21 protein-coding genes are annotated in these 25,417 nt (G+C 39.7%); 17 read left to right on the top strand and 4 right to left on the bottom strand.

Annotated features, from left to right (window positions below; translation table 11 throughout):
* The first annotated feature begins 181 nt into the window (after nt 1-181).
* From H6G17_RS09660 to H6G17_RS09725, 14 genes are all read left to right on the top strand, one after another.
* On the top strand, nt 182-2,497 hold the full coding sequence (locus tag H6G17_RS09660) for a polysaccharide biosynthesis tyrosine autokinase (protein WP_192156558.1): 2,316 nt from the start codon (nt 182-184) through the stop codon (nt 2,495-2,497).
* A gap of 195 nt (nt 2,498-2,692) precedes the next feature.
* Nucleotides 2,693-4,909, top strand: a complete 2,217-nt coding sequence (locus H6G17_RS09665; RefSeq protein WP_192156561.1) for a hypothetical protein — start codon at nt 2,693-2,695, stop codon at nt 4,907-4,909.
* Nucleotides 4,910-5,103: 194 nt separating this feature from the next.
* A complete protein-coding gene (locus H6G17_RS09670) occupies nt 5,104-6,591 on the top strand; it encodes an MBOAT family protein (protein WP_192156563.1) in 1,488 nt (495 codons plus the stop codon).
* Nucleotides 6,592-6,601: 10 nt separating this feature from the next.
* Nucleotides 6,602-7,516 carry a hypothetical protein gene (locus H6G17_RS09675; protein WP_192156565.1) on the top strand — a complete coding sequence of 305 codons (915 nt, stop codon included), beginning with the start codon at nt 6,602-6,604 and terminating at the stop codon, nt 7,514-7,516.
* Between the two features lie 87 nt (nt 7,517-7,603).
* Nucleotides 7,604-8,437: a methyltransferase domain-containing protein gene (locus H6G17_RS09680; protein ID WP_192156567.1), complete on the top strand. Its 834-nt coding sequence runs from the start codon at nt 7,604-7,606 to the stop codon at nt 8,435-8,437.
* Nucleotides 8,438-8,479: 42 nt separating this feature from the next.
* Entirely contained in the window at nt 8,480-9,406 is a 927-nt protein-coding gene (gene rfbA / locus H6G17_RS09685; RefSeq protein WP_192156569.1) for a glucose-1-phosphate thymidylyltransferase RfbA, read from the top strand.
* A 4-nt stretch (nt 9,407-9,410) separates the two neighbouring features.
* The gene (rfbC, locus tag H6G17_RS09690; RefSeq protein WP_192156571.1) at nt 9,411-9,956 is read left to right on the top strand and encodes a dTDP-4-dehydrorhamnose 3,5-epimerase; all 546 of its coding nucleotides are present in this window, start codon (nt 9,411-9,413) and stop codon (nt 9,954-9,956) included.
* On the top strand, nt 9,953-10,867 hold the full coding sequence (gene rfbD / locus H6G17_RS09695; RefSeq protein WP_192156573.1) for a dTDP-4-dehydrorhamnose reductase: 915 nt from the start codon (nt 9,953-9,955) through the stop codon (nt 10,865-10,867). Before rfbC ends, rfbD begins: the two co-directional genes overlap by 4 nt.
* A gap of 174 nt (nt 10,868-11,041) precedes the next feature.
* Entirely contained in the window at nt 11,042-12,037 is a 996-nt protein-coding gene (locus H6G17_RS09700) for a glycosyltransferase family 2 protein (protein WP_192156575.1), read from the top strand.
* Nucleotides 12,034-12,990 (top strand): lysylphosphatidylglycerol synthase transmembrane domain-containing protein, encoded by a 957-nt coding sequence (locus H6G17_RS09705; RefSeq protein WP_192156577.1) that lies wholly within the window; start codon nt 12,034-12,036, stop codon nt 12,988-12,990. The genes H6G17_RS09700 and H6G17_RS09705 overlap by 4 nt, the downstream gene beginning before the upstream one ends.
* 96 nt (nt 12,991-13,086) lie before the next feature.
* Entirely contained in the window at nt 13,087-14,379 is a 1,293-nt protein-coding gene (locus H6G17_RS09710; protein ID WP_192156579.1) for an NAD(P)/FAD-dependent oxidoreductase, read from the top strand.
* Between the two features lie 78 nt (nt 14,380-14,457).
* Complete coding sequence (locus H6G17_RS09715) at nt 14,458-16,320, top strand: hypothetical protein (protein WP_192156581.1); 1,863 nt, start codon at nt 14,458-14,460, stop codon at nt 16,318-16,320.
* 723 nt (nt 16,321-17,043) lie between these two features.
* Nucleotides 17,044-18,318, top strand: a complete 1,275-nt coding sequence (locus H6G17_RS09720; protein ID WP_192156583.1) for a hypothetical protein — start codon at nt 17,044-17,046, stop codon at nt 18,316-18,318.
* Nucleotides 18,319-18,627: 309 nt separating this feature from the next.
* On the top strand, nt 18,628-19,947 hold the full coding sequence (locus H6G17_RS09725; RefSeq protein WP_192156585.1) for an APC family permease: 1,320 nt from the start codon (nt 18,628-18,630) through the stop codon (nt 19,945-19,947).
* 43 nt (nt 19,948-19,990) lie between these two features.
* Here the strand turns inward: H6G17_RS09725 and H6G17_RS09730 are convergent, their stop codons facing one another.
* Entirely contained in the window at nt 19,991-20,596 is a 606-nt protein-coding gene (locus H6G17_RS09730; RefSeq protein WP_192156587.1) for an SMI1/KNR4 family protein, read from the bottom strand.
* Nucleotides 20,597-20,755: 159 nt separating this feature from the next.
* Here H6G17_RS09730 and psb28 point away from each other — a divergent pair, with 159 nt between their 5' ends.
* The gene (gene psb28 / locus H6G17_RS09735) at nt 20,756-21,127 is read left to right on the top strand and encodes a photosystem II reaction center protein Psb28 (protein ID WP_015156580.1); all 372 of its coding nucleotides are present in this window, start codon (nt 20,756-20,758) and stop codon (nt 21,125-21,127) included.
* A gap of 57 nt (nt 21,128-21,184) precedes the next feature.
* Nucleotides 21,185-22,102 carry a TIGR01777 family oxidoreductase gene (locus H6G17_RS09740; RefSeq protein ID WP_192156589.1) on the top strand — a complete coding sequence of 306 codons (918 nt, stop codon included), beginning with the start codon at nt 21,185-21,187 and terminating at the stop codon, nt 22,100-22,102.
* Between the two features lie 40 nt (nt 22,103-22,142).
* Here H6G17_RS09740 and H6G17_RS09745 read toward each other — a convergent pair whose 3' ends face one another.
* The 3 genes from H6G17_RS09745 to H6G17_RS09755 all read right to left on the bottom strand — a co-directional run bounded on the left by H6G17_RS09745 (nt 22,143) and on the right by H6G17_RS09755 (nt 24,726).
* Entirely contained in the window at nt 22,143-22,472 is a 330-nt protein-coding gene (locus tag H6G17_RS09745; RefSeq protein ID WP_192156591.1) for a hypothetical protein, read from the bottom strand.
* A 77-nt stretch (nt 22,473-22,549) separates the two neighbouring features.
* A complete protein-coding gene (locus H6G17_RS09750; protein WP_192156593.1) occupies nt 22,550-23,458 on the bottom strand; it encodes a sugar ABC transporter permease in 909 nt (302 codons plus the stop codon).
* 8 nt (nt 23,459-23,466) lie between these two features.
* Nucleotides 23,467-24,726 (bottom strand): extracellular solute-binding protein, encoded by a 1,260-nt coding sequence (locus H6G17_RS09755; RefSeq protein ID WP_192156595.1) that lies wholly within the window; start codon nt 24,724-24,726, stop codon nt 23,467-23,469.
* A 260-nt stretch (nt 24,727-24,986) separates the two neighbouring features.
* Between H6G17_RS09755 and H6G17_RS09760 the strand changes: the two genes are divergently transcribed.
* Nucleotides 24,987-25,406: a fasciclin domain-containing protein gene (locus H6G17_RS09760; RefSeq protein WP_192156597.1), complete on the top strand. Its 420-nt coding sequence runs from the start codon at nt 24,987-24,989 to the stop codon at nt 25,404-25,406.
* The last annotated feature ends 11 nt before the right edge of the window (nt 25,407-25,417 follow it).

Genomic DNA, 25,417 nt, shown 5'->3' on the forward strand with positions numbered 1-25,417 from the left:
CGATCGCCAATTCTTGCAACTATCATTTTAATGTCAGCAAACCAATCTTATCGGCGCAGCGAGACAAAATCTTCTTTTTCGCACTGCTTTCGACTTAACGATAGTTCATTCTCTCTGCACCTCACTCCAACCACGTACTTGAAAGCATCTGTTAAAACATTTAACACTGAAGGAATTAGTGATGGCTGATACTAGTCTAGATAACGAGCGACTGTCCGTAGAGCATAGAGTAGAGAATAGAGCCAATGCAACCGATCTTCGGCAACTATTTACAGTTTTACTGCGTCGCCGCCTTTTGATCTTGAGTCTTTTCTGCATTCCTCTGTCCGCCTCAAGCTTTCTGGCACTGATGGCAAAGCCGACATATCAGAGTTCTATGCAGTTGCTAGTCAGCTCTAATCTTTACCAGGGACAAAACAGTAATGCACAAGGAGGAGTAGAGGAGAGTGATTTTACTGACTCAAATCTTAAAGTTGACTACACGGCGCAACTCAGCGTGATGACAAGTCCAAAGCTCGTAGAGAGGGCTGTGGAACTACTTCGTCCTGAGTACCCTAATATTACAGTAGAAGAGATCAACGGCAAACCAGCAAAAGTTAAACAATCACCGCTAAAAGTAACTCAAGTAGAAAGCGGAACAAAAACTTTGCAAACACTCAGTCAAGTTTTTGAAGTAACTTTTGTAGCAGGAGACCCTATTAAGAGTCAAAAAGTTCTTCAAGCACTACAAAATGTCTATCAAATTTATAATTTAGAACAGCAAAAATTACGCTTAACCAATGGACTTGCTTTTGTTAACGAGCAATTGCCCAAAATCCGAAAAGATGTGTCACAAGCTGAGGCGAACCTAGAAAATTTTCGCAAGCAAAATAAACTACTCGACCCAGAAGTACAGGCAAAAAATTTGTTGGATGCACTTGCGGCTGTCGAGAGCGAGCGACGAACAATTCGCGCCCAGTTTCAGGATCAACAAGCTCGCTACAATAAGCTACAACAGCAAATAAGTCGATCGCCACAACAAGCACTCATTGCCTCTCGTCTTAGCCAATCTCCTCGTTATCAGTCATTACTGGATGAAATTCAAGCACTAGATGTCACTTTAGAAAAACTGCGGGTGCAATACAGAGACGATTACCCCAAAGTTCAAGATTTACTCAAGCAGCGTCAAAACCTAATTGGTCTATTACGTACGGAAGCAGGGCGCTCTGCGGATCGATTACCTACCCAAATAAGTACCACAGAAAAATCTCTGCCCAAACAACTACAGCTTGGCGATTCTGACCGGAAGCTAGTTGATGCCTTGGTTGATGCACAGGTAGTTTGGTTTGGATTGAGTGCCCGCGACCAAAGCCTTGCTAAATCGGAACAGCAACTGCGCTCTACTCTGCTTAAATACCCACAACTATTAGCAGAGTACAACCGTCTCATGCCAGAAATTGCGATCAATCGAAAAACCCTGGAGCAACTTCTCCAGACGCAACAAAATTTGGGGATTAAAATTGCACAGGGAGGATTTAACTGGCAAATCATCCGAGATCCCGAACCTGGCGTATACATGGGAACTGGCAGAATAATGCTTTTGGTATCAGGGGCAGTATTTGGTTTAGTTTTAGGTATTGGAGCTGCCTTTCTTCTTGAAGCACTCGATGATACTATTCACTCTTGCGACGAACTACAGAAACTGAGTTCCCTACCTGTATTAGGTATTACACCAAAATTACCAAACTTTGAGCTTAAGAAGCCGTCGATCGCTCTACCTTTCTTCAAACAGCAAAGTTTAACCTCTCAACGAATACAAGCATTAAACTGGTTTCCTTTCCGCGAGTCGATGGATCTGATATATCAAAACATTCAAATCTTAGGCTCACCCCTATCCTTCAAGTCTTTGCTACTCACTTCAGCACTGACTGGTGAGGGTAAGTCAACGCTGGCTGCGGGTATGGCACTGAGTGTAGCCCGTTTACAACGGCGAGTTCTCCTAATTGATGCGGATCTACGACGCTCTAATATTCACAAACTACTGAATCTATCTAACGATCGAGGGTTATCTACACTATTGACTGAAGAAGCAGATCTACGGGAGCGGGATTGCATTCAATCTGTGCAACCTTCGCTGGATGTTTTGACGGCAGGACCAACACCAACAGATATAGTTAAGCTATTAAGCTCTCAACGCATGAAGCATCTAATCGAGTCTTTTGAACAATCTTACGATTTGGTACTCGTAGATGCTCCTCCTATATTGGGATTAGCGGATGCCAGCATTGTTGCATCACTCTGTAGTGGTACTGTGGTAGTCGAACGCCTCAATCGCGTGACTCGATTTGACCTAAATCAATCTTTAGAAGCCTTGAGTAAGCTGAACGTTATTGGAGCCATAATTAATGAGTCTAAGGAGTGTAACAGTAGGTACACTGTATATGACGGGACTTCCCAGGACAATCTAGAGCGGGGTTTTACAACTAACCCTAATTTAGCAGGTAGAGGAATTTTCTAGAATTTAGTCGTGAGACAGTAAGAACACACAGGCTGCTAGATTCTCAGATGACTTGAGAGAATACATCGTATTCCAAGAGATTTTCCAACTTAGGTTCCATCTAGTTTCACCTATAGACAGATGAGATTGCTTAAACCTTCTGCCAAAAGATCCGTCCTTTTCCATGTTTTCCTGGCGATCGCGTGTACAGCGACAGTGGTTCTTTCTACTTTCAATGATGCTGTTAGTACGTCTGATGCTTTTCAAGTTAAGGTGAGTTCAAAACAACCTGGTAACTTATTTATTGAGTCTCAGCCAGTTGACTTAATGATTCAAGTTTCAGGAAATAAGCCTGACGTTGTAGAGTATAAGATCCGGGAGCATAACGGTTCTTGGACTAGCAATGCTAAGATTCCATTACGATCTCAGGTCGATCCACTTAAAGGGATTCCGTTGCATCTTCAACTACCTAGTCGTGGATTGTATTACTTGACAGTTTCAGCCCGCGCAGGTCAGTCAAAAGTTGAGGCTAAAACCAAAGTTGGGGTGGTGTTCGATCCTAGTCCAGTTAACCCTGACTCTCGCTGGGGTTTGTTTACAATTCCTTATGATGGAGAAAACGATCCTGCTAAAGCAGCCGCTTTAGCTCGCAGCCACCGACTGTTGGGTGCTGCTTGGAGTCGCCTCAACTTTTGGCATTGGTCTTATGAAAATCTACAAGTTAAGCCGACCTCAGCTCAAGCACGGGATTTAAAAATATCTGCCGCTTCAAATCAACTTCAGCCAACAGATAAAACAGAGTCTAACAACTTTTTTCAGAAAATAGCTGCAAAAGCTGATTTTTTAAAACTGCATACTTTTTGTCCCTTGCTTAGTGCCAACAAAAATGATTCGCAGGTTTCAGTCAGTTTTAGCAAGTGGAAAGGAATAGCTCAGGCGCTGCATCGGGAAGGGATTAGCGTTATGGGCGAGTTTGCAGAAATGCCTCGCGAATTGTCTTCTCGTCCGCAGGAAACCCAAGAAACAGGCGAAGGTGCAGCAGTATGGGCGCGTGTAAAGCCGAGAGACTATCAGTTATGGAATCAACTTGTGGAGAAAACTGCGCAGGAGTTTAAGCAAGAAATTCAATTTTGGGAAATTTGGAACGAACCAGATGCTAATAACTTTTGGTTAGGAACACCAGAGGAATTTGCCGAACTGATCCGGCAAACTGCCAGAGCAGTGAAATCTGCTAACCCGCAAGCTCAAATTGTTGCATCTGGTTTTACTAGTCATGGCGTGTCCTTTCTAGATCGAGTGCTAAAGCAAGGCGTAGCTCCTCTCATCGATGTCTTTTCTTTTCACACTAATGACTTAGCCCCTTATAAAGCCTTACTCTCAAAACACGGCGTGCCAGCGGAACGTCCCATCTGGGGAACGGAAGATCCAACTTTAGTTAGTCTTAGAGGGATGAAGGAAGGATATGCACGGCAATTTCATTTCTTCCACAAACGATTTGGCACGAATTACGATAGCTTTGCTGCACTTGTAGATCGCGACTTAACGCCGCTCCCAGATGGAATTACTTACTCAGTAGCGGCGCATATTATCGGTAACGCGCAGGTAGTGGAAAGCATAGATCGCCCATCCGCGCAAATTTACGTCTTTCAAAAAGGCAACGAGGCGATCGCAACATGGAAAGTCTTACAAGCTGGTTTGAGTGGTGGAAGTGTCACTTATGCAGTAACACCTTTACCAGGTAAAACTCCTCAGCTTATTGATGCCATGGGTCGCAGCAAACCCCTAAAGCTTAAAAAGGGCGAGGTCACTCTACCAATCGACCAAACGACTTTCATCCGAGATGCAAGTAAAATTAAAATAGCCAAGTACAGCCTACCGCGAGAGAAATCCGATCCTTTACAGTACGTATTTTTAGCCAAAACAGGTAAATGGACAAAGGAATGGATGTTGGCTCAACCTGGAAAGCACAATCCTCCACCTGCGAGTGACTTCTGGCAACCTTTTCTGCAAATATTTGCAAGCAGCGAACCCAGTCCAGAAGGATACTCAGTCGAGATCCCGATTAACGTACCCAAACCCGGACGTTACCAGTTACTGTTTACGGGCATAACCACAAACTCCCTACTTGAGAAATATCGTTGGACATCACCGTTTGCATGGAGTATTGATGGAGGTCAGAAGACACAAGTTACAGCTCCACTTAAAAGCTATTGGCGTGTCAATCGACAGACACAAACTAAGAATGAATTGGTCAAACCAGAGGAGATGGCAGCTACGGGTGGTCCAGAACTTTATCAAGAACTTGGTGTTGTAGAGTTATCTCAAGGTCAGCATACTTTTCGCCTTGAGTTGACCGCAGGACGGACGACTCCAGATAAACTCTATACCACTTTTTTTGAAGGTATTGTTCTAAGACCTATTCAAGAAAGCTAAGTTTGAGAATGAACCATTAACGAGCGATCGCCCCACTGAAAGCTTGCATGAATCATTTAGCGATCGCCAATAGACCAATATTATCAGTTCCGATTAGCATCAAGCTGTAGATAAAGTTGTTCACGACTAACGCTCTTTAATATCTGACTAATAGTTACTAAACTATTCAAACCTTAGTCAAAAAATAACTAGATATGTTATTTACAAGCCCAGAATTTGCTTTTTTCTTTTTAGTGACTTTTATTATTTACTACTTGCCGTTTTTTCAAAAACAGCAACTCATAATCATCATTGCTGGAAGTTTCATTTTCTACGGATGGAACTCCTCATGGCTTACTGGATTGCTAGCACTATCAATTAGCCTTAACGCGATTGCTAGTTTTCAAATAATCAACTTATTGAACAAACGGAAAAAACACCTTTGGATGACTTTAGGCATAATAGGAAACTTGTTTATTTTAGGTTTTTTTAAATACGGTATACTTATAACTAATTTTATTACCAGTACTTTTCATATATCAAATGTTTTGACTGATAGTATTATCAGCTTAATATCCGATCTACCAGTACCTATTGGTCTATCTTTTTACACATTTTTATCTATTGGTTTACTAGTCGATCTTACTAGAGAACAAAGTTTCGTTTTAAGAGGAAGTTATAGCAAAAAAATAAGTTTCAAGCATCATCTTCTTAGCACGTCATTGTTTATTACTTTCTTTCCAAGCTTAATTTCGGGACCTATTTCAAGAGCAAGTGACTTTTATGCTCAAATTCAGCCAAAATTTTTGAAGGAGATACCTTGGCACGATGTTTTGCGATCGCTGATAATTGGCTATTATTTAAAAATGGTAATAGCTGACAATTTAAAGGATTACACGTACTGGATTAGCTTTCCTTACTATCAAAGCTTAGGAACTATGACAAATATAGTTCTATTAGTTGGCTACTCAATACAGATATTTGCAGATTTTGCTGGTTACTCATTAATAGCTATAGGTCTAGCTGCGGCTCTAGGTTATAGACTACCACAAAACTTTAATTTTCCTTATGTATCTCTCTCGCTATCAGAATTTTGGAGACGCTGGCACATTTCATTATCAACATGGCTAAGGGACTATTTATATTTTCCTTTAGGAGGGAATAGAAAAGGTAAAATTAGAACCTATATCAACTTGATAGTCGTTATGACACTAGGCGGACTGTGGCATGGAGCAACATGGAACTATGCAGTATGGGGTATTTTCCACGGTTGCGGATTAGCTTTAGAAAGATTACTAAGTATTAATAAAACATCAAAACAAATACAAGTTAGGGCAAAACCTTTTTGGCAGCAATTCTCCTTGGATTTCATTCATTGGTTTCTGGTATTTAGCTTTGTCTCAATAGGTTGGATATTCTTTAAAATAGTCAACTTTGATGCAGCAATAGATTTTTTTATTACTTTAACTAGAAATATTCATCAAAGCTTATCTCTCGATCTCATCGCTCCAACTATTTTATTCTCTTTGCCAGTTGTTATCTCCCATGTATTTTATTTTTCAACTTCTAAATATTTTGCGATCGGCAAAATACTGAGAAACGTTTCATTGAAAACTAGTATGGATTTAGTCTTAGGAATACTGCTAGCACTGACTCTTCTCGATGCTGGTAGTACTGATACATTTATATACTTTCAGTTTTAGGGGCGATCGCATGTTTTTTATTTCTAACTTAAGTTTAGTAATTCGTCCGTTATTAGTTTGTATTGCTTGCCTTATCTTATATCAAAGTTCTATATTCTATGGTTTTTTACCTTCTAGTGAAGGAATCAATCAATGGCAAGCTAATATCATTAAAGCAGAAAAATATATTTATAATCAAAGCTCAACACCTATTGTTTTAGTAGGAAGTTCGTTAGCAAATAATCTTCCTATTAAATATTTTAGCAATCGAGCAACTAATTTAGGTATGTCTGGAGGTTCTACCCAAACTGGCTTAGAGATTGTTAGAAGAAAAGACATAAAACCGCGTTTATTATTAGTTGAATTAAATGATACTATCGGTCGAAAATTAGATACTAAGTTAGTCAATCCTTTATTTCATCCTTTAACATCATTTATAAAAATTCATTTTCCGATGTTTAGGCAAGAATATCGTCCTACTAGCGTTTTAATGCAGTATTTAGAAAATGAGTATAAACAAAGAAATGCAAGAGACGTTGAACGCCAAGATGAACAGCAAGTTATTAATTCAGATTTTCGTAAAAAAATGATAGAACAGTTGGTTGAGGATCGTAATATTGAACTAGATATTCAACAAAAACAGTTGATAATAAAAGAAGCTGAGTTTATCAAAAATCAAATTGCAGATATTCAAAAAGAAGCTGTGCGAGTTATTTTATTTGATATACCTGGCGAACCAGTTGTTGATAATACTACAAAGCAAAAGCAAATTAGAGAATTACTCAAATCACTTTTTCCAAAAAACTCTTTTGAGTGGTTACCAGAATTACCCGCTGGTAAATGGATAACGAGTGATGGAATTCATTTAGTCCAGTCAAATGCTAAAGAATATGTTTCTCAACTCGATCGAATAATTAATAAATTACTGAACGAAAGTCACGACTAACTGATTTTTTCTGATTTTTTCTCCATTGAAACTCAGGTTTTAAAAGTTTAGCATAAGGGAGTTAAAACTATTTTTGGAGATGCGATCGTGCGAGCGTTAAACGTTGCTAAAAGTGCAGTAAAAAATTTTCCTTTTCACAAGCCAGGGAGATGTAATGTATGTGGAAAAATATCGTTATTCGTCTGCTTGGATGTGGATATGGCACGCAATAATATGTACTGCATGTTTTGTCGTAGCTCGTCCAGAAAAAGACACGTTGCCAAAATCATTCTTAGTGAAGTTATTCAAAATACCCCTTCTATTTCTTGTATTCCAAAAAAACAGAGCTTAAAAATTTACAGTACTGACACGAACGATGCTTTTTATAAAGTCTTACGTAATTATGACTCATACACATCCTCTATTTTTTCACCTGATATCAAAACAGGAACGGAAGTTCATGAAAGAGTATTTTGTCAAAATTTAGAGAAATTAACTTTTGACAATGAAACTTTCGATCTTGTCATCACAGAAGATGTATTTGAACATGTAAGAGATTATCAAAGAGGATTTTCTGAAGTTAATCGAGTTTTGAAAACAGGAGGTTATCATATATTTACTGTTCCTTGTTATTTTGATAGACCAACTCTTGTTCGCGTTGACACTTCTACGGATGAGGACGTATATCTTTTGCCTCCCGAATATCATGGAGATAAAATTCGCGGCAAGATTTTAGCCTATAGAACTTTTGGAATCGATCTTTTTCATCTCTTATACTCGTTTGGATTTGAGACAAGAGTGGATTTTTCTAATTACTCCGACCAAAAACTAGGAATTTTTAATAGCTATGTGTTTATTACTAGAAAGGTTTTTCATCATGAAAGTCTCTCTGTTGCCACAGTAGATCCTAGTTATTATCAACTGCATTCCAGCGGAACTTAACGTAAAACTAGTCGTTTTACATAATCAACTGAGGTAGATCAAATGAAAGGCATTATTTTAGCTGGTGGCTCTGGAACTCGACTTTATCCTTTAACTCGTGTTGTTAGTAAGCAGTTAATGTCTGTTTACGACAAACCAATGATTTACTATCCCTTATCCATACTAATGCTAGCGGGGATTAGAGAAATATTGATTATTTCTACACCTAACGATCTACCGCTGTTTCAAGAGTTATTGAAAGATGGTAGTCAGTGGGGATTAAAGTTTAGTTATATCGAACAGCCTAAGCCTGAAGGGTTAGCGCAAGCTTTTATCTTAGGTCGAGATTTTATTCAAAACGAACCAGTTTGTCTGATTCTAGGTGATAACATTTTTCATGGACATGGATTAAGTGAAATATTGACTCGTGCTTCCATGCTTCGCAAAGGAGGATTAATATTTGGTTATCCAGTCAAAGACCCGCGACAATACGGTGTAGTTGAGTTCGATCCTCGCGGACGTGCTGTCAGTATTGAAGAAAAACCTCTCATTCCTAAGTCCAAGTATGCAGTACCTGGAATCTACTTTTATGACTCTCAGGTGGTGAAAATCGCTACGAACCTTAAACCTTCTGCTCGTAATGAGTTAGAAATTACAGATGTGAATTCGGTTTATCTCAACCGAGGTCAGCTAAGAGTAGAGGTTCTGGGTCGAGGATATGCTTGGTTAGATACAGGTACACACGAATCGTTGCATCAGGCAGCTAACTTTATTCAAACTTTAGAAGAACGGCAAGGACTAAAAATTGCTTGCATTGAAGAAATTGCCTATCGACAAGGATATATTGACTCAGTTCAGTTGCGCTACCTTGCTAAACCTATGCTCAAGAGTAGTTATGGAAGATATTTGATGGAGCTTCTAGACGATGAATCTCATGTTATGACGACGCTCAGCGAGCTAGAGCAGGCATTTTATGCGCTTAAAGGATAGAACCATGAGAGTTATAGAAACTGCCATTCCTGACGTTCTCATAATTGAGCCGCATGTGTTTGGAGATAACCGAGGCTTCTTTTACGAAAGCTATAACGAAAAGGCTTTCTGGGAAAAAATCGGCATTTCAGCTCGTTTTGTCCAAGACAATCATTCTCGCTCTACCAAGAATGTACTGCGTGGTCTGCACTATCAAATTCAGCAACCTCAAGGCAAGCTTGTAAGAGTTGTACAAGGAGCCGTATTTGATGTTGCGGTAGATTTAAGAAAGCAATCGAAGACTTTCGGTCAGTGGGTAGGAGCCTTCTTAAGTGCAGAAAATAACCAGCAGCTTTGGGTTCCTAAAGGCTTTGCTCACGGGTTTATGGTACTCACTGAGTACGTAGAGTTTTTATATAAAACCACAGATTATTATGCTCCACAGCACGAACGCTGTGTTTTGTGGAACGATCCCGATCTGGCAATTGCTTGGCCTGTTGAAAATGAGCCAGTTCTATCTGCCAAAGATCGAGCTGGGAAATTGCTACGAGACGCAGAGGTATTTGTATGAAAATTCTCTTGACAGGTATAACTGGGCAAGTAGGTTGGGAACTACAGCAAACCTTAATGCCTTTGGGTAAAGTCATCTCTACAGGACGCAGCACTAGTCAAAGAGCGCTGCAAATGGATTTGGCTCAACCAGACACTATTCGTCGGACGCTGCGCGAAGTTAAACCTACCTTAATTGTTAACGCTGCTGCGTATACTTCTGTGGACAAAGCTGAATTAGATTCGGATACAGCAATGGCAGTCAATGGAATTGCCCCTGGCATCATTGCAGAAGAAGCAAAATCGCTAGGTGCAGCAGTCATTCACTATTCAACAGACTACGTGTTTGATGGTAAAAAAAGTACAGCATACACCGAGCTGGATTTACCCAACCCTCAAAATATTTATGGTGAAACCAAACTCGTAGGCGAGCAGGCTATTGAGGCAGTGGGTGGCTCGTATTCTATCCTTCGCACTAGTTGGGTATATAGCCGATATCGAAACAATTTTCTGCTGACAATCCTGCGGCTAGCTCAGGAACGAGAGGAATTACGAGTCGTTAACGACCAAGTTGGATCTCCCACCTGGAGTCGCTTAATTGCTGAAGCTACAGCACAAATTTTATTTCAAGCCACAAAACAAAATCTATATGATTTCTTAGCTCATAAAAGTGGGATATATCACTTGAGTGCTACAGGACAGGTTAGTTGGTATGATTTTGCTAAAGCGATTCTCGAACAAGAGCGAAAGTTTAACACGTTCAAGTTACAGAGGTTAGTCGCGATCGCCTCAGAGCAGTATTCTACACCAGCAAAGCGACCGGCTTATTCTGTATTGAACAATCAAAAGTTATCTGATACATTCGGGATCGTATTACCAAACTGGCAAAGAACCCTACAGTTGTTACTGACTCCAGAAGCGATCGCAAGTTAACTGCTACAGCCCTTTCTGGTTGAGAACTATTGAAAACTATCAGGGTGTTTTGGCATCGCGCTTCAGCTCTTAAAATGCTGACTGAATGCTAGTTTGAGATTTAACTTTTCGATCTACAGACTACCTCAAACTGAGCGATCGTCACGATACTTCACCTTAAGAACTACTCTTCCAATGCTGTCAATTGTAATCCCACTTTTCAACGAAGAAGAGAATATTCCGAAGCTCTACGAGCGTATCGTTGGTGCTTCCCCTACTTGGAATTCTGCGTTTGAAGCCATCCTCGTAGATGATGGAAGTACCGATCGAACTCTTTCTCTTTTACGCAAACTCTATCAAAAAGATTCACGTTTTAAGTATATTAGTTTTTCTCGTAACTTTGGTCATCAAACAGCGGTCAGTGCAGGTCTTCGGTATACAACTGGCGATGTGATAGCTGTCATGGATGCTGACTTGCAAGATCCTCCTGAAGAACTTTACCGCTTTTTAGATAAGTGGCGGCAAGGATATCAAGTAGTTTACGGAGTTAGAACTAAAAGAAAAGAAAATATCTTCAAACGCTCTGCTTACTACATTTTTTACCGCATACTAGCGTGGTGTTCGTCTATTAAGATCCCCTTAGATTCAGGAGATTTTTGCATTATGGATAGAACCATCGTGGATTGGTTGAATGTCATGCCCGAACGCAATCGTTTTGTCCGAGGACTGCGCTCTTGGATAGGTTATCGGCAAATTGGTATTCCCTACGAACGACATAAGCGTTTTGCTGGAGAGGTAAAATATACGTTTCAGAAACTTTTGCGTCTTGCCCTGGATGGCATGATTGACTTCTCCTATCGACCTTTACAAGTTAGTGGCGTTTTTGGTCTATTTATTTGTTTCTTTTCCTTAGTAAGTATTGTATTCTTTTTCCTTCATCGAATTTTAGGATTTAGGGTTTTCGGCTATTCTCCTCAAGATGTACCAGGCTTTACATCTTTGATTTTAGCAACTCTATTTCTTGGAGGCGCTCAACTAACAACGCTGGGACTTTTTGGTGAGTATCTAGGGCGAATTTTTGATGAGGTGAAGCAACGCCCACTCTATATTGTCAAAGAACAGGATGGTTTTGAAACTAAAAAAGAGGCTTACAATACTGCAACACTTCTCCCAGGAGATATTAGAATTTGAAACGCAATTCACTAGTTTGGCTAGGATGGTTAATTAGTTTTATTTTTCTCTACTTTGTTTTCCGTAGATTGGATTGGGTGTCGGTAATAGAGGCTTTTAATAAAGTTTCTTTATCCACTCTCATAACGATGGTAGGAGTATATTGTTTAGGATTCATCATCAGAGCGTGGCGCTGGAAATTTTTACTTCCTCATAGAGTTTCTATGGGTGACTCTTTGGGGGCAGTAGTTTTAGGATATGGAGCCAATAATATCTTACCAGCTCGTTTGGGTGAAATTGTTAGGGCGCAGGCGATCGGTAAAAGTTGTCAAATTAGTCGCTCTTTTGCTCTAGCTAGTATCCTAGTCGAACGTATTTTTGATGGTTTAGTGCTAGTAGGATTGTTATATTTGGGAACGAGAGATAGCAGCATTCCTACATGGGTTTCGTCAATAGGAGTTTTAGGACTTACTATCTTTGGAGGAGCGTTAACAATAGTCATGCTGTTAACTTTGACTCGTTCTCTATGGGATACAAAAACTAATATTTTACCTTCGACAAAGTTACAAAATTTTCTCCAGCAGTTTGCCAAAGGATTAACATTAGTGTGGCGAACTCCATTCCTTCCTTTAACTATATTAGGATTGAGCCTTGCTATTTGGTTAGTGGAGGGAATCGTGTTCCATATTGCTATTCAAGCTTTTGAACTCGAAGTGCCACTAACAGCTCCTTTATTTGTGATGGGGTTAGTCAACTTAGGCATCCTAGCTCCAACTGCTCCAGGATATTTAGGAGCTTTTCAATATTTCGGAACGCTAGCTCTAAATGTTTGGCAAGTGCCATCAGAAACAGCTTTAGCCTGTATTGTAGTCATTCATGCCTGTCAGTATTTACCTATAACAATTTGGGGATTGAGCTACATTCCTTACTTTGGCTTTACGTCATTAACAAAGCTGAAAAGTGAAATCGAGTAAACCTAGCTTTTACGCAGAGCAACTTTTAGACTGCAATTACAAAGCCCGAATAATTCAGTCTGTATCTAAATAACAAAAAGAGATTTGAACAAAGCAATGAATCTATTAATTATCGGAGGTGGTGCAACTGGCTTAGCATCTGCCTACATCGCAGCTAAACGTGGTGAAAAAGTAACTTTATTAGAGGCTTCTAGTAAGCTAGGAGGACTATTATCAACTTTTGACATTGGAGGAACAAAGCTCGAATGCTTTTATCATCACTTTTTTACTCACGACGCAGAGATTAACTGGCTACTAAAAGAACTAAATCTTTCTCAAGATGTGCGATTTGTTGAAACAAAAATGGGCATGTATCGTTATGGAAATATTTATCCCTTCACAACAACAAAAGATTTATTACAATTTCCAAAATTAAGCTTATTAGATAAAATTCGCTTTGGACTAACTAGTTTATTTCTATCTAAACAAAGAAAGTGGCAAAAATATGAAAATATTTCTGCTTTAGAGTGGTTTTATAAGTGGGCAGGGAGACGGGTAACTAATACTATTTGGTATCCAATGCTTGAAATTAAATTTGGTGAATACGCCGCTAAGATTCCACTTGCTTGGATGATTGGACGGATGACACAGAGGTTGAAATCTCGCTCCAAAGGAAAAGAAAAACTAGGATATTTAAAGGGAAGTCTACAAAGATTAGTTGATGCGCTTGAGTTGAAACTGAGAGAAAAAAAAGTAATTATTTTCAAAAATACTCTAGTCACAGAGCTACTCTTCGAGAACGATCGCGTTATAGGTGTAAAAACTCCTCAAGGAGAGTTTAGAGCTGATAAAATATTAGTCACTATTCCCACAATTTATTTAGCTAAGCTCATTCCAAGCAAATTTTCTAACTATCGCAGACAGCTAGAAAAAATTGAATATTTTGGGGCTGTCTGCGTCGTTGTTGTTACAGAAAAACCTTTAAGTAACATCTATTGGTTAAATGTCGGAGATCCTGGTTTTGATTTTGGAGGCGTAATCGAGCAAACGAACTTTTTATCTCCAAAGGAATATCAAGGGTTACACGTCACGTATTTATCTAGATATGCTACTTGGAGGGAACCAATATTATCTAAAAGCGATCCAGAAATTATTAGTCTTTTTAAGAAACAGCTACAGTCAATTTATCCCGATCTAGAAACTAAAGGAATTAAAGATATCCAAGTCTTTCGCACAAAAACAGCTGCTACGGTTTGCGATAAAAATTTTTCTGACAAGATTCCAGCTTACAAAACTCCAATTCCCAATCTTTATATAGCTAGCATGGCACACGTATATCCAGATGAAAGGAGCGTGAATAATAGTATAAAAGTAGCACTCAATGCAGATGCTGTATTGCAAATTTCTTAAAACTAATTCAATATCGAGTTAGTTAAAACTAAAAACTTCTAATAAAAAATAATTTTCGATTCAATATCAAAGGATGAAATGAATACTCTACTTAGTTTTAAGCATCATAAAAAGAGTTTTGCTCTCATCATTTTATTAGTTGTCGCATTTTTTTCTTCTTTTCCTTGGTCATTTTATGGTATGAATTGGAGAGATTCAGCTTTATACTTTCATCTTGGCAATAGATTACTTCATAATGACTTTCCCTACAGAGACTATGTATTTCAAGTAGGTTTTATACCCATTATCTTTGACGCTTTCTTCCAAAATATTTTAGGTCAAAGTTACTATGCTAGCTTGTTCGCCGCTTTTATAGTTAAAACGACTAATTTGCTAGTTTATTATTTCATATTTCGTCAATTCTCATCTCAGGTTATATCAGTAGCTCTTTGTAGTGGATTTGCCTTGATGAACTCTTCACTAGTTCATTGGAGTACTTCTTATGTATACTTATTTTTGTCGATTTCCGCTCTTTTCATTATTCTTGGATTAAACAAGCTAGAAAAAGGAAGTTCTACTTTATCATTTCTATATATTGCTATTTCTGGATTCTCTCTTGCTCTCGTTATAGCAGCGCGTCAGAGCAATGGAACCCTTTGCATATTAGTAACATTAGGAGTTATCTTAATTTATTCCTTACGGAATCCAAAAAAATATTTACGTACTCTAACTACTCCTTTTATTACAGGTATTCTATTAGGTTTAGGATCATTAGTTTTATTCTTAGCTCTGAATCAAGCACTTCTTCCAGCCTTTCAACAAATTTTTTTAGATGCATCTGAGAAAAAGAGAGTTGGTGGTTTTGCTGCATTAATAGATGTTTTCTTAGGTGGTATTAAATTTGATTCTTCTATTAAAGAAGTTGTCAAAGTTGTTGTTATTCCTATATTATTATCTGCAATAGTCTTTAGATTAATTCAGTATCCGACCAAAGCAAATTCTAAATATAATGTAAACTTAATTGGGATATTGCTACTTCCTTCACTATTACTGATTGGAATTAGTATTTCACTGATAGGACATTTAATAAATACCCATAATTTACCAACTATAATTGCTAGTACAGCTCTTTTATTTACCTACGATTTACCAAGTACATTCTTTAGCTTCGCTCTTTTAGGAAGTTGTATTTTTCCTAAGTTCAGCCAGAAACTTTTAGGAGTACCAGAGCCAATTTTTCCCTTATTAATAGCTCTCACCCTTGGCTCGACCTGGGCTATGCAGATGTCGTGGCCTGGTAGAGCATATTTAGACTCTGTAATGTTGATGCCACTAACTATTATAACTATATTAATGTCATCTAAGGTTCCTACTTACTGGAAAAAAAGCTTTTGCTTACTATTTCTTGGAATTATAGTTATTATATTTACCGTGTCTCAAATAGGAAGATTTAGTAACAAGGGTTTATATGAAGATGTTCGCTATTCTCTAGATTCACCAATGACAAAATTTATTCAAGTTCCAGAAGATAAAACTGTTGCTTTCTCAATGCTACGTCAAAATATTAAACCAGGTGAATCTTGTTTTATCTATGGTTCAGCACCTGTTCTTTATACCTTATTGCAGTGTAAGAATCCAACATTAGTCGATACTACATATAGTGATTTTTATACTTTAAACGATATTAAAAAAGCCATTGCTTCACTTAGAAGAAATCCTCCAGAATGGATTATTAGTACAGTCGGCGCTCGTCCAATTGATGATACTTTTGACGGCTCGCCAGATTTCTATGGCGTATTTAACCAAGCGGCTCCAAAGGAGTTACATGGATTTATCAAAGAATTCATTAAAGACTACCAACTAGTAAGTACAGTAAGAGAGTTATTTCCCAATGGTAAAGATTTAAAAAGTAAAGATCTTGATGATATGCTCGATCTACGTTTATACCGATATACAAAATGAAGATTGAGTAAAATTTTTTCTACTAATAGGCAGATTACTTTTTATAAAATATGCATTTACTGAATAGCCCATTTTTGTCTTAGCAAGTTCATTGTCGAGATAAAAATATGGTGAGAACGCTTGTATTTTAATCTGATTTTTGTTTGCGATCGCTACTATCATTCATTGACGATCTCTAGCCTCAATTTTTTATATTTATCATGCTTTATTATTATTGTATTTATTGCGCTAACAAAATCTGTATATTAGAATTAAATTAATCGACAATAAGTTCTAGATGCAAGTTTCTACCTTATATAGCAGTCCTATTTGTTTCGTGAAAAAAATTAAGTACAGTAGGGTGTGTCAACACGTCGCGTAACGCACTCCTATACGAATAAGTGGTGCGTTACGCCATCATGCTAACACATCCTACCTAGATTTCAAAAATTCAATATGAGTCCTATATCTAGATATTGTCAAGTATATTTTGATTGTTCTAAAAGTTAGTCCAAAGCATAAGTTTAATGTTTGCATGTGCTATCAATCGAGACTTGAATTGTCTCAACTATTTAAGCAATATCGTCCATTGTCATCGCCGCTAACTAAATGCAGGCGTTAAATTTATTCGAGCTAATAATCTCAAGAGGAAAAACTAGAAAGTTTCACACCTATAGACTACTATTTTCAATAGCTCAGCCTCATCTCAAGCACTAAATATCTTCTAAAACAAGGTTGTTAACAATGATTGAAGTATTGGCGGGAGCGATAATTCTCTATTCTACTTTTGAACGAAGCCCGACTTCCGAAGGCTGGATAACTCGTGGTTCTCGTGCTAGTTGGGTTATTGGGGGTACATCTGGTACTCGCTCCATTCGAGTTCAGCATCCTGGTCCTACAAACTATACATTTGATGATGCATGGTCGAGTCCTCTCCTAAATACTACTCCCCTGCAATGGTATCGGCTCTCGTTCAACAGTAAAGCTCCTGGAACGACTAATAACCCCGGAAGTGTCGGTTATGGATATTGGTCGGCGACGTTCTATGACAAGCAAACTGGCAACCAATTACCAGATGCTACATTCTCTAGTGTTTTTCAGTCGAACAACTGGGTGCATAATGAATTTCGTTTCCGAACCAAAACTACTGTTGGAGCGAACGGGAGCCTACTACCAGTTCAAATGAGAATCAATTTTCACTCGCTCGGTTCGCAGCCTCTTTTTATTGATGATATTACCGTACAGTCAACAACTTCCCAAGAAGTAGCACAGTGGGCTGACGGAATTTATAATAGCTTTCCTGCCAAACTGAATTATGTTCCCAAAACCAGCCGATGGCAACGTATTCCGCTCGCGATGCAAAAGTTACGAAATGGGCAGAATCTCCGCATCGTTATGCTCGGAGACAGCATTCAGAATGATACAGCAACAGCACCTATCGATGTCTTTTTAGAACGTGAGTATCCTGGTAGTAAAGTTGAAATTATCCCCTCTGTAATAGGTGGTACGGGGGTTCAGTACTATAAAAATTGCGTGCAGGACTGCATACTGAAATATAAGCCAGATCTGCTGATAATTGGAGGAATCAGCAATGGCAATAACATAAGTGATTTCCAAAGCGTAGTTAACCAAGTGAGAGCTAGCGATCGCGTCACTAAGCACAAAACCGAGATCTTGTTGTTGACGAAAGCATGGAGTCCTAACAACTATCCTAACCCAATTGACTATCAACTGAATCCAAGTATTAAGGAACTCGATCAAAATCCGATAAATAATTCGACAATTCCTAACGATTATCGCGGTAACTTATTGTGGTTTGCTTATGCAAATAATCTAGAATACTTGGACATGACAGGAATTCAAAGTGAGTTTATCTATGGATCGGCTACCGCTGCTGGTCTCGGTTCACCAGACGCTAACGGTAATCCATATAGCATTTGGATGCGAGATAATTACCACTTAAATGATTATGGAAAACAAATACTAGGAAGGATATTGGAGACATACTTCAGTCTATAAATCTATTGTATTAAATACGAGCAGGTAAAAAATCTGATAGCGATCGCAAAACTTGAAATCTGTATGAGCGATCGGCTAGCCTTCGCGATCGTGCTTCTACAGCAATCTTACTCAATCAGTAGTAGATCTCCTACAGATAAAGCTTTAGTTACGACTTACGACTTATGACTTACGGCTTATGCGCAGGTGGTAGATCTTGATACAGATGGAGCAGGCACTCAGTTGTACCGTAAAACATTATGACAACTCTATATGCGAGCGATCGCAAAAGCTACAGAATTGAAAATTATTATGAAATAAAAAAGTTACATGCAAGTAAATGATGTAGTGGAAACAGATTCGCTCAAGCGAGTGTTTGGATTGCCAACTCTGGTTGTCTATGGAGTAGGTGACATTCTGGGTGCGGGAATTTATGCAGTAGTCGGAAAAATTGCCGGACTTTCCGGTACGTTGGTTTGGGCTTCGTTCTTGACCGCTATGATTGTCGCGGCATTTACCGCTTTAAGTTACGCCGAACTGGGCAGTCGATTTCCACAAAGTGGTGGAGTCGCCTGTTTTGTCCACAGGGCATTTCGCATTGACTGGCTCTCAATCTTAGTTGGCTGGTTAATGTTTTGTACCTGCTTGGTTTCAATGGCAACGCTGTCGAAAGCGTTTGCTGGCTATCTCAACGCTTTTGCACCAGCTATTCCAGATTGGCTGATTATCCTAGCGCTTTTTTCTGTGCTGGCATATGTCAATTTTAGAGGCATGAAGGAATCCTCGGCGCTGAATATTTTTTGCACGTCTGTCGAGGTTTCGGGTCTGGCGATCGTCATTTTGGTTTCAACCTTGTTTTTGAGCGGTGGTGGCACGGTTAATCCTGCGGCTGTTCCCAACGCGCCAGCAATCGGTTGGACGGCAGTGATTCAGGGAGCAGCACTGGCTTTCTATGCCTTCATTGGATTTGAGGATATTGTCAATGTGGCGGAAGAAGTCAAAAATCCCGAACGCAACGTGCCAAGAGCAATCTTACTTGCTTTGGCGATCGCGGGTGTCGTCTATATACTTGTCTCCTGGCTAGCAATTCAGGTACTCAATCCCTCAGAGCTTGCCGCTTCCAGCGCTCCGCTACTGGATGTCGTGCGTCGAGCGCAGCCCAATTTTCCCCAGGTCATTTTTACAATCATTGCTCTGTTTGCCGTACTCAATACGGCGCTGCTCAATTTTGTCACGGCATCGCGGCTGTTGTTTGGGATGTCACGTGAAGGATTGCTACCAGCTTGGTTAGGAAAATTACATCGACGTAGAGCCACGCCTTATCGAACGCTGTTGGTCATTTTACCCATTGCCATTTTTCTAGCGCTCTCTGGGACACTGCAATTTTTAGCAGGAACCACTGCCACCTTGATTCTGGCAATGTTTTGTCTGGTCAACCTTTCACTACTGTCGATCAAACGTCGAGAACCTGAAACTAGTGGGTTTCGGGTTCCCTTGATAATTCCGGCGATCGCATTACTGTTCGATCTCGTTTTGGTGGCTTTTGCTTCTCCCTCAAGTCACATTTTGGCTTTGATATTTGCAGGAATTGGAATGCTTTTAATTCTGATCCAAAAAGCTTTCAAAAGAGGACACATACCAAGCACCTAGTTCGCAAATTAGTTTGCAAAAAGGCGATCGCTCCATACTGATTTCAGTTGCTGGTCGTAGCTCGATAATCTGGGTATCGAGCTACGACCATTATTTCGCCATCATACCAATAGCGTCCGGCTTCTAAATCTGCTACAAACATCTCTAACCAAACTCGAAAACTAGAAGCCACTGGATAAAGTCCATTACATTTACGATTTTCAATAATTTGACCGACATTCCCACCTAGCAGTACAGCACTCAAATCCAGAAAATAGGCATCTCCACAACCATCAGAGGTGAGAGGAATAAATTTCTCGCTCCAAGTGGGAATTGTCTCACCACTGTCGAGAGTTACCCATTGATACTCTGGTTCTAAGTTTTCAAACACATCTAGCCAAATTTTCCATTCTTCCCGTAGGCGAGATAAGGGCAAGAATCGGTGTAGATTATAGAGCGATATAACTTGCTCTAATTCTGGTTTGTCATACCACGCCCATTGTCCATCATGAATGCGATAAAACGCCTTAACATCTTCTGGTAAAGACACACCTAGAAAACTTTCTGTTTCTTGGATCTCTGCTTCTGTCGCACCAGGTTTCAGACTGTCCAATAATTCAGGTGCATTGACTGCTAACCAAGCTTCAATTCCTTTCCAGATGTCTTCCATAACGCGATCGCCTCCCATCATAGTACATTGATACCACTGAAAGATTATAGATTTGAGTGAATGCCTGTTTCAAGCATTCACTTTAGATAGATAATTAATATATGTTGACCAAATGCAAATTGTTCTGGTCACTGGTCACTGGTCACTGGTCACTGTCTAATGACTTCTGTAGCTGCAATTTATTTTTTTGAAGGGATTCCCGAAGAACTGAGTAACGTTAGCTTGCGCCGCGATCGCCGTTCGGGAGTTCGTTCGGTTTTACTGCGCTTTGAGCAACTCAAATCTTTGGAAAGATTCAATAGTTTTACCAAAAAATTCAATAACTTCGTGCGTTTAGTCGATGAAGAAGGTGAAATTCAAGTCACGCCTGACTCGACAAAATTCATTTTTGGTGGCATGGATGGAGATGAATTTCAACGCCTAGATTGTACGTTTGCGATCGAGCAAGAAGACCACTGGGAGAGATTTATGCGGTTTATGAATCGCTACGCTGAAGCTAACGGTATGGCTTTCAGCGAATCAAATAAATAGAATAAAGGCGCATAGCTATGCGCCCTTACTAAGAACGTAATCACACTCCCTAGATTTATGAAAGTAGCAATTACTGGAGCCACTGGATTTGTTGGTAGTCGTCTGGTCGAACGACTCAAATCGGACGGTCATCAAGTTGTCGTTTTTAGTCGCAACGTCAATAAAGCAGAAAAAGTATTTCCTAAATCTGCTTTTTCAAATGTAGAAATTATTGCCTATACGCCGACAGAATCGGGTGCATGGCAAGATGCGATCGCGGGTTGTGATGGGGTAGTCAACTTAACCGGAGAACCAATTGGTGAAGGACGCTGGACACCCCAACGCAAACAAGAAATTCTCAATAGCCGCAAGCTAGGGACGCAAAAAGTTGTCGAGGCGATCGGCAAAGCAAATCCCAAACCCAGCGTGTTAGTCAATACCTCGGCAATAGGCTACTACGGGACGAGTGAAACTGCGACATTTGACGAATCTAGTCCTGCTGGTAGCGATTTTCTCGCCCAAGTCTGTCGAGAGTGGGAAGCAGAGGCGCAGAAAGTGAAGGAATTGGGAACGCGATTGGTAATTTTGCGCTTTGGAATTGTCTTGGGAATGGGAGGTGCGATCGCCAAAATGATTACTCCCTTCAAACTTTTTGCTGGTGGTCCCATTGGTAGCGGTCGCCAGTGGTTTTCATGGATTCATCGCGATGACTTGGTAAACTTAATTATCGAAGCATTGACAAAACCAGAAATGGAAGGAGTGTTTAATGCAACAGCACCAAATCCAGTACGGATGTCAGAGTTAGCCCAAGTAATGGGAGAAGTGATGCAGCGTCCCTCCTGGTTGCCCGTCCCCAACTTTGCGATCGAGGCATTGTTAGGAGAAGGGGCGATCGTGGTTTTAGAAGGGCAGCAGGTTTTACCCAAACGCACTCAAGCATTGGGTTTCAACTATCAATATCCTAGTGTTAAAGAAGCATTAAAGACGATCGTGTAGTTGCTTAGATTAGGCATCAAAAATCGAAATTGCTGACCTCTCATAACCTGAAGTTACTTGGTAGATCTCTAGCTGGATCGGGGGTAAAAGGACGATGTTCGAGGTCGAAAACTCTCCTTTGAAATTCTGCTTGAATTGGTTGGGCAAAAGTTTTTGTTTGCTCGATTTCGTACAGCGATCTGGTAATATCCGTATTAAATTCTGCTCTTTGCCGCTCGTTCCTTGCTTCTAACTCAGCCCCCGATTCTCCTTGTAACCGCAACTGAGTTTCGGAAAGATCGAAAATCGGTTCTTCCTCCGAACGTGCGGGTTGGGCGATCGCCAGCGATGCGATCGCCAGCATTGCTGTCAGTAATCCTGCTAATTTCATAACTTTCTCTCCTTACAGCGATGTAGCGTTTGGCTGTCTGGTGCGATCGAGCGAATATTTGTATTATAACGTTTGGATTAATTCGCCTTTTCGGAAAAAAAATAACGTTGCATTAGTGTAGTAATGGCGATCGCCAAAGCCAAAATTAAAGCAATTGCTGCGGCGTAACCCAGATCTAAGCTCTTAAAAGCATATTGATAAATGAGCAGCACGACTGTCAAAGTCGAGTTATCTGGACCACCCGTACCGCGAGAGAAAATATATGACTGATCGAATAATTGGAATGTACCAACAATCCCCATCACAACAACAAAAAATGTGACGGATCTTAAACTTGGTAGAGTAATATAAAATAATTTATCCCACCAACTTGCGCCATCAATTGCTGCTGCTTCGTAAAGACTTTCAGGAATATCTTGTAAAGCAGCTAGATAAATCACCATAAATAAAGGTGCTGTTGACCAAATATTCATGATTGTAATTGCTTTTAAAGCAACATTTGGATCGCCAATCCAGTTATAAGTTGGTAAACCTAAAAAAGCCAGAACGCTATTTATTAAACCATTTGAATTATACATCCACAAAAATATTATCGTTAATACTGCCGAGGAAGTTACTGTCGGCATAAAAAAAATGACTCTAAACCAATTTTTACCTTTGAGGTTAGCATTTAGAATTAAAGCCAAGCCGAGAGCAATTATAGTTTGAATTGGGACGACGATCGCCACATATTCAACCGTATTTCTGAGGGCAATCCACACGCGATCGTCATTGATGAGGCGAGTAAAGTTTTTGAAGCCATGAAATCTGTAGGTAAATTCTCCTAAAATCTGAATCTTATAAAAAGCCAGAACTAAAGCAATCAGAATAGGTAAAAGTATAAATAATCCTAGAATAATAATTGTGGGAGCCATGAAAAGATACCCTACCGAGGTATTTCTCGGCTGAGGTTTATTTTTAAAAATGCGATCGCCAATCACTCTCATTTCTATGTTTACTTTGATAAAGCTATTTCTTTATTGGCAGTTTTCTGCGCTTTGTTCATTGCCGACGCTAAACTTTGCTGACCGATTATAGCGCTGATAAATTGATTGTTAAAATTATTGAGAATAATTGGTAAGTCTTCATTTAATTGCCAAATAGTAGCATATTCAGCTCCAGCAATAAAAGGTGAATAAAGAGGATTGCGATCGGCTTGTAGGGCATCGGTTACAGATTTACGGGTAGGAAATACAGAACCTTGGCTCGTCCAGGCTTGCATTCCCTCTTGTCCGGTTAAGTAAGAGATTAATTCCCAGGCTGCTGCTTTATGTTTCGATTTTTGATTCATCACATAGGCAACTGTATAAGCCATTGTGCCTTTTTTCTGGTTAATAGTTGGAACTTCAGCAGTGGCATATTCAAGCTGAGGAAAAGTTTCTTTTAAATAGGGAATTAACCAAGGACCATCGATCGCCATTGCCACTCTTTCTTGACCGAACATTTCACCAGATGAACTCGTGCCAACATCAGAAGGCTGAGCCGCCGATTTCTCTAAGCGATATAAATCTACTAGTAATTGTAAACCTTTTAAACTCTCTGGATTGGCAAAGGCAACTTCTCCACTCGAGTCGATCAACTTTCCTCCAAAGGCTTCGATAATAAAAACTTGGCGGGCAAGTTCTGGAACTAAAGCAAAACCATATCGATCGACTCTCCCATCGCGATCGCGATCCACTGTTAATTTCTTGGCATATTCTCGCAATTGCTCCCAAGTTTGAGGTGGCTGAGTTAAACCTACAGATTGAAAAGCTTTTTTATTATAAAATAGGGCAAGAGTAGAATAATCTTTAGGTAAACCATAGATTAATTGCTCTTTTTGGAATGCCTGAAGAAATTGAGGATAAAAATCTGCTAAATTGAACTTTTTAGAAATATAGCCATCTAATGGTTCTAATACCCCCGGACGCATAATTTCTGGAGCAGCAAAAGCTTCTAAATAGAATACATCCGCGGCTGTTTCGCCAATCAGCCTAGTTTTCATCACATCCATATATTCATCAGCGATCGCATCATATTTCACCTTGATGCGTGGATGTTTGGCTTCAAAATCTCTCAAAACCTTTTGCAGCAGTTGTTTTTCATTGAGATTACTCCAACCGCTAAGAGTGATGGTGACAACTCCAGGTTCTAGCTGTCTAGCAGTCATACAACCCGTAAAGGCGATCGTCCCAACTACGAATAGAATCAGAAATAACCAAACTTTTCTAAACACAGTATGGCAGACTGAAGTAATGCTCTTATTCCAACAAATTATTTAATTTTAGCAATGAAGAACATGTTTCGGCATTCTCCAAAACTCACATTAGCATAGCCTTCTAGCTTGTAGAAGCCGTGCAGTATAACTTCATCTCCGTGCCATAAAAGAGCGAACGAAATAGCTCATTCCTATGAACCTCTCTCTTGATAGAAGCTACATGCTACCCAATCAATTTATAAGTATCTTGTACTACATGAATCAAATTGCATTACCTCATGAGCGATCTTTTAGAAACTGCTGCCAACGCGGGAAACTTCAAAACTTTAGTAAAAGCTATTGATGCTCTCGAACTGAGAGAAACTCTTAGGAGTCCCGGCATTTTTACAATTTTTGCTCCAACTGACGAAGCCTTCGCCAAACTACCAGAGGGAACTTTAGATTCGCTGCTGCAAGATCTGCCTAAACTGAAAAAAATCGTGACTTATCATGTTGCTTTTGGCGACGTGAGATCTGATGATTTGGGGCAAATTGACGAAGTAGAGACAGTTGAAGGGTCGGTTTTAGCAATTGAGTCAGCTAACGGTACAATTAAAGTCAATAATGCCAGCATTCTCAAAACTGATATCGTGACTGACAACGGCACAATCCACGCTATTGATACCGTGTTGATGCCTGCGATCGTGGCTGGACATTAAGGGCTTTAAGC

It is taken from the genome of Chroococcidiopsis sp. [FACHB-1243] (assembly GCF_014696895.1).
In the GTDB taxonomy this organism is placed as follows: domain Bacteria; phylum Cyanobacteriota; class Cyanobacteriia; order Cyanobacteriales; family Chroococcidiopsidaceae; genus Chroococcidiopsis.

Excerpts from the sequence above, each read along its gene's own strand:
- H6G17_RS09660 (WP_192156558.1), top strand. The coding sequence starts at position 182 with ATGGCTGATACTAGTCTAGATAACGAGCGACTGTCCGTAGAGCATAGA.
- H6G17_RS09670 (WP_192156563.1), top strand. The coding sequence starts at position 5,104 with ATGTTATTTACAAGCCCAGAATTTGCTTTTTTCTTTTTAGTGACTTTT.
- H6G17_RS09675 (WP_192156565.1), top strand. The coding sequence starts at position 6,602 with ATGTTTTTTATTTCTAACTTAAGTTTAGTAATTCGTCCGTTATTAGTT.
- rfbA (WP_192156569.1), top strand. The coding sequence starts at position 8,480 with ATGAAAGGCATTATTTTAGCTGGTGGCTCTGGAACTCGACTTTATCCT.
- rfbC (WP_192156571.1), top strand. The coding sequence starts at position 9,411 with ATGAGAGTTATAGAAACTGCCATTCCTGACGTTCTCATAATTGAGCCG.
- rfbD (WP_192156573.1), top strand. The coding sequence starts at position 9,953 with ATGAAAATTCTCTTGACAGGTATAACTGGGCAAGTAGGTTGGGAACTA.
- H6G17_RS09700 (WP_192156575.1), top strand. The coding sequence starts at position 11,042 with ATGCTGTCAATTGTAATCCCACTTTTCAACGAAGAAGAGAATATTCCG.
- H6G17_RS09710 (WP_192156579.1), top strand. The coding sequence starts at position 13,087 with ATGAATCTATTAATTATCGGAGGTGGTGCAACTGGCTTAGCATCTGCC.
- H6G17_RS09715 (WP_192156581.1), top strand. The coding sequence starts at position 14,458 with ATGAATACTCTACTTAGTTTTAAGCATCATAAAAAGAGTTTTGCTCTC.
- H6G17_RS09720 (WP_192156583.1), top strand. The coding sequence starts at position 17,044 with ATGATTGAAGTATTGGCGGGAGCGATAATTCTCTATTCTACTTTTGAA.
- H6G17_RS09725 (WP_192156585.1), top strand. The coding sequence starts at position 18,628 with ATGCAAGTAAATGATGTAGTGGAAACAGATTCGCTCAAGCGAGTGTTT.
- H6G17_RS09730 (WP_192156587.1), bottom strand. The coding sequence starts at position 20,596 with ATGGAAGACATCTGGAAAGGAATTGAAGCTTGGTTAGCAGTCAATGCA.
- psb28 (WP_015156580.1), top strand. The coding sequence starts at position 20,756 with ATGACTTCTGTAGCTGCAATTTATTTTTTTGAAGGGATTCCCGAAGAA.
- H6G17_RS09740 (WP_192156589.1), top strand. The coding sequence starts at position 21,185 with ATGAAAGTAGCAATTACTGGAGCCACTGGATTTGTTGGTAGTCGTCTG.
- H6G17_RS09745 (WP_192156591.1), bottom strand. The coding sequence starts at position 22,472 with ATGAAATTAGCAGGATTACTGACAGCAATGCTGGCGATCGCATCGCTG.
- H6G17_RS09750 (WP_192156593.1), bottom strand. The coding sequence starts at position 23,458 with ATGAGAGTGATTGGCGATCGCATTTTTAAAAATAAACCTCAGCCGAGA.
- H6G17_RS09760 (WP_192156597.1), top strand. The coding sequence starts at position 24,987 with ATGAGCGATCTTTTAGAAACTGCTGCCAACGCGGGAAACTTCAAAACT.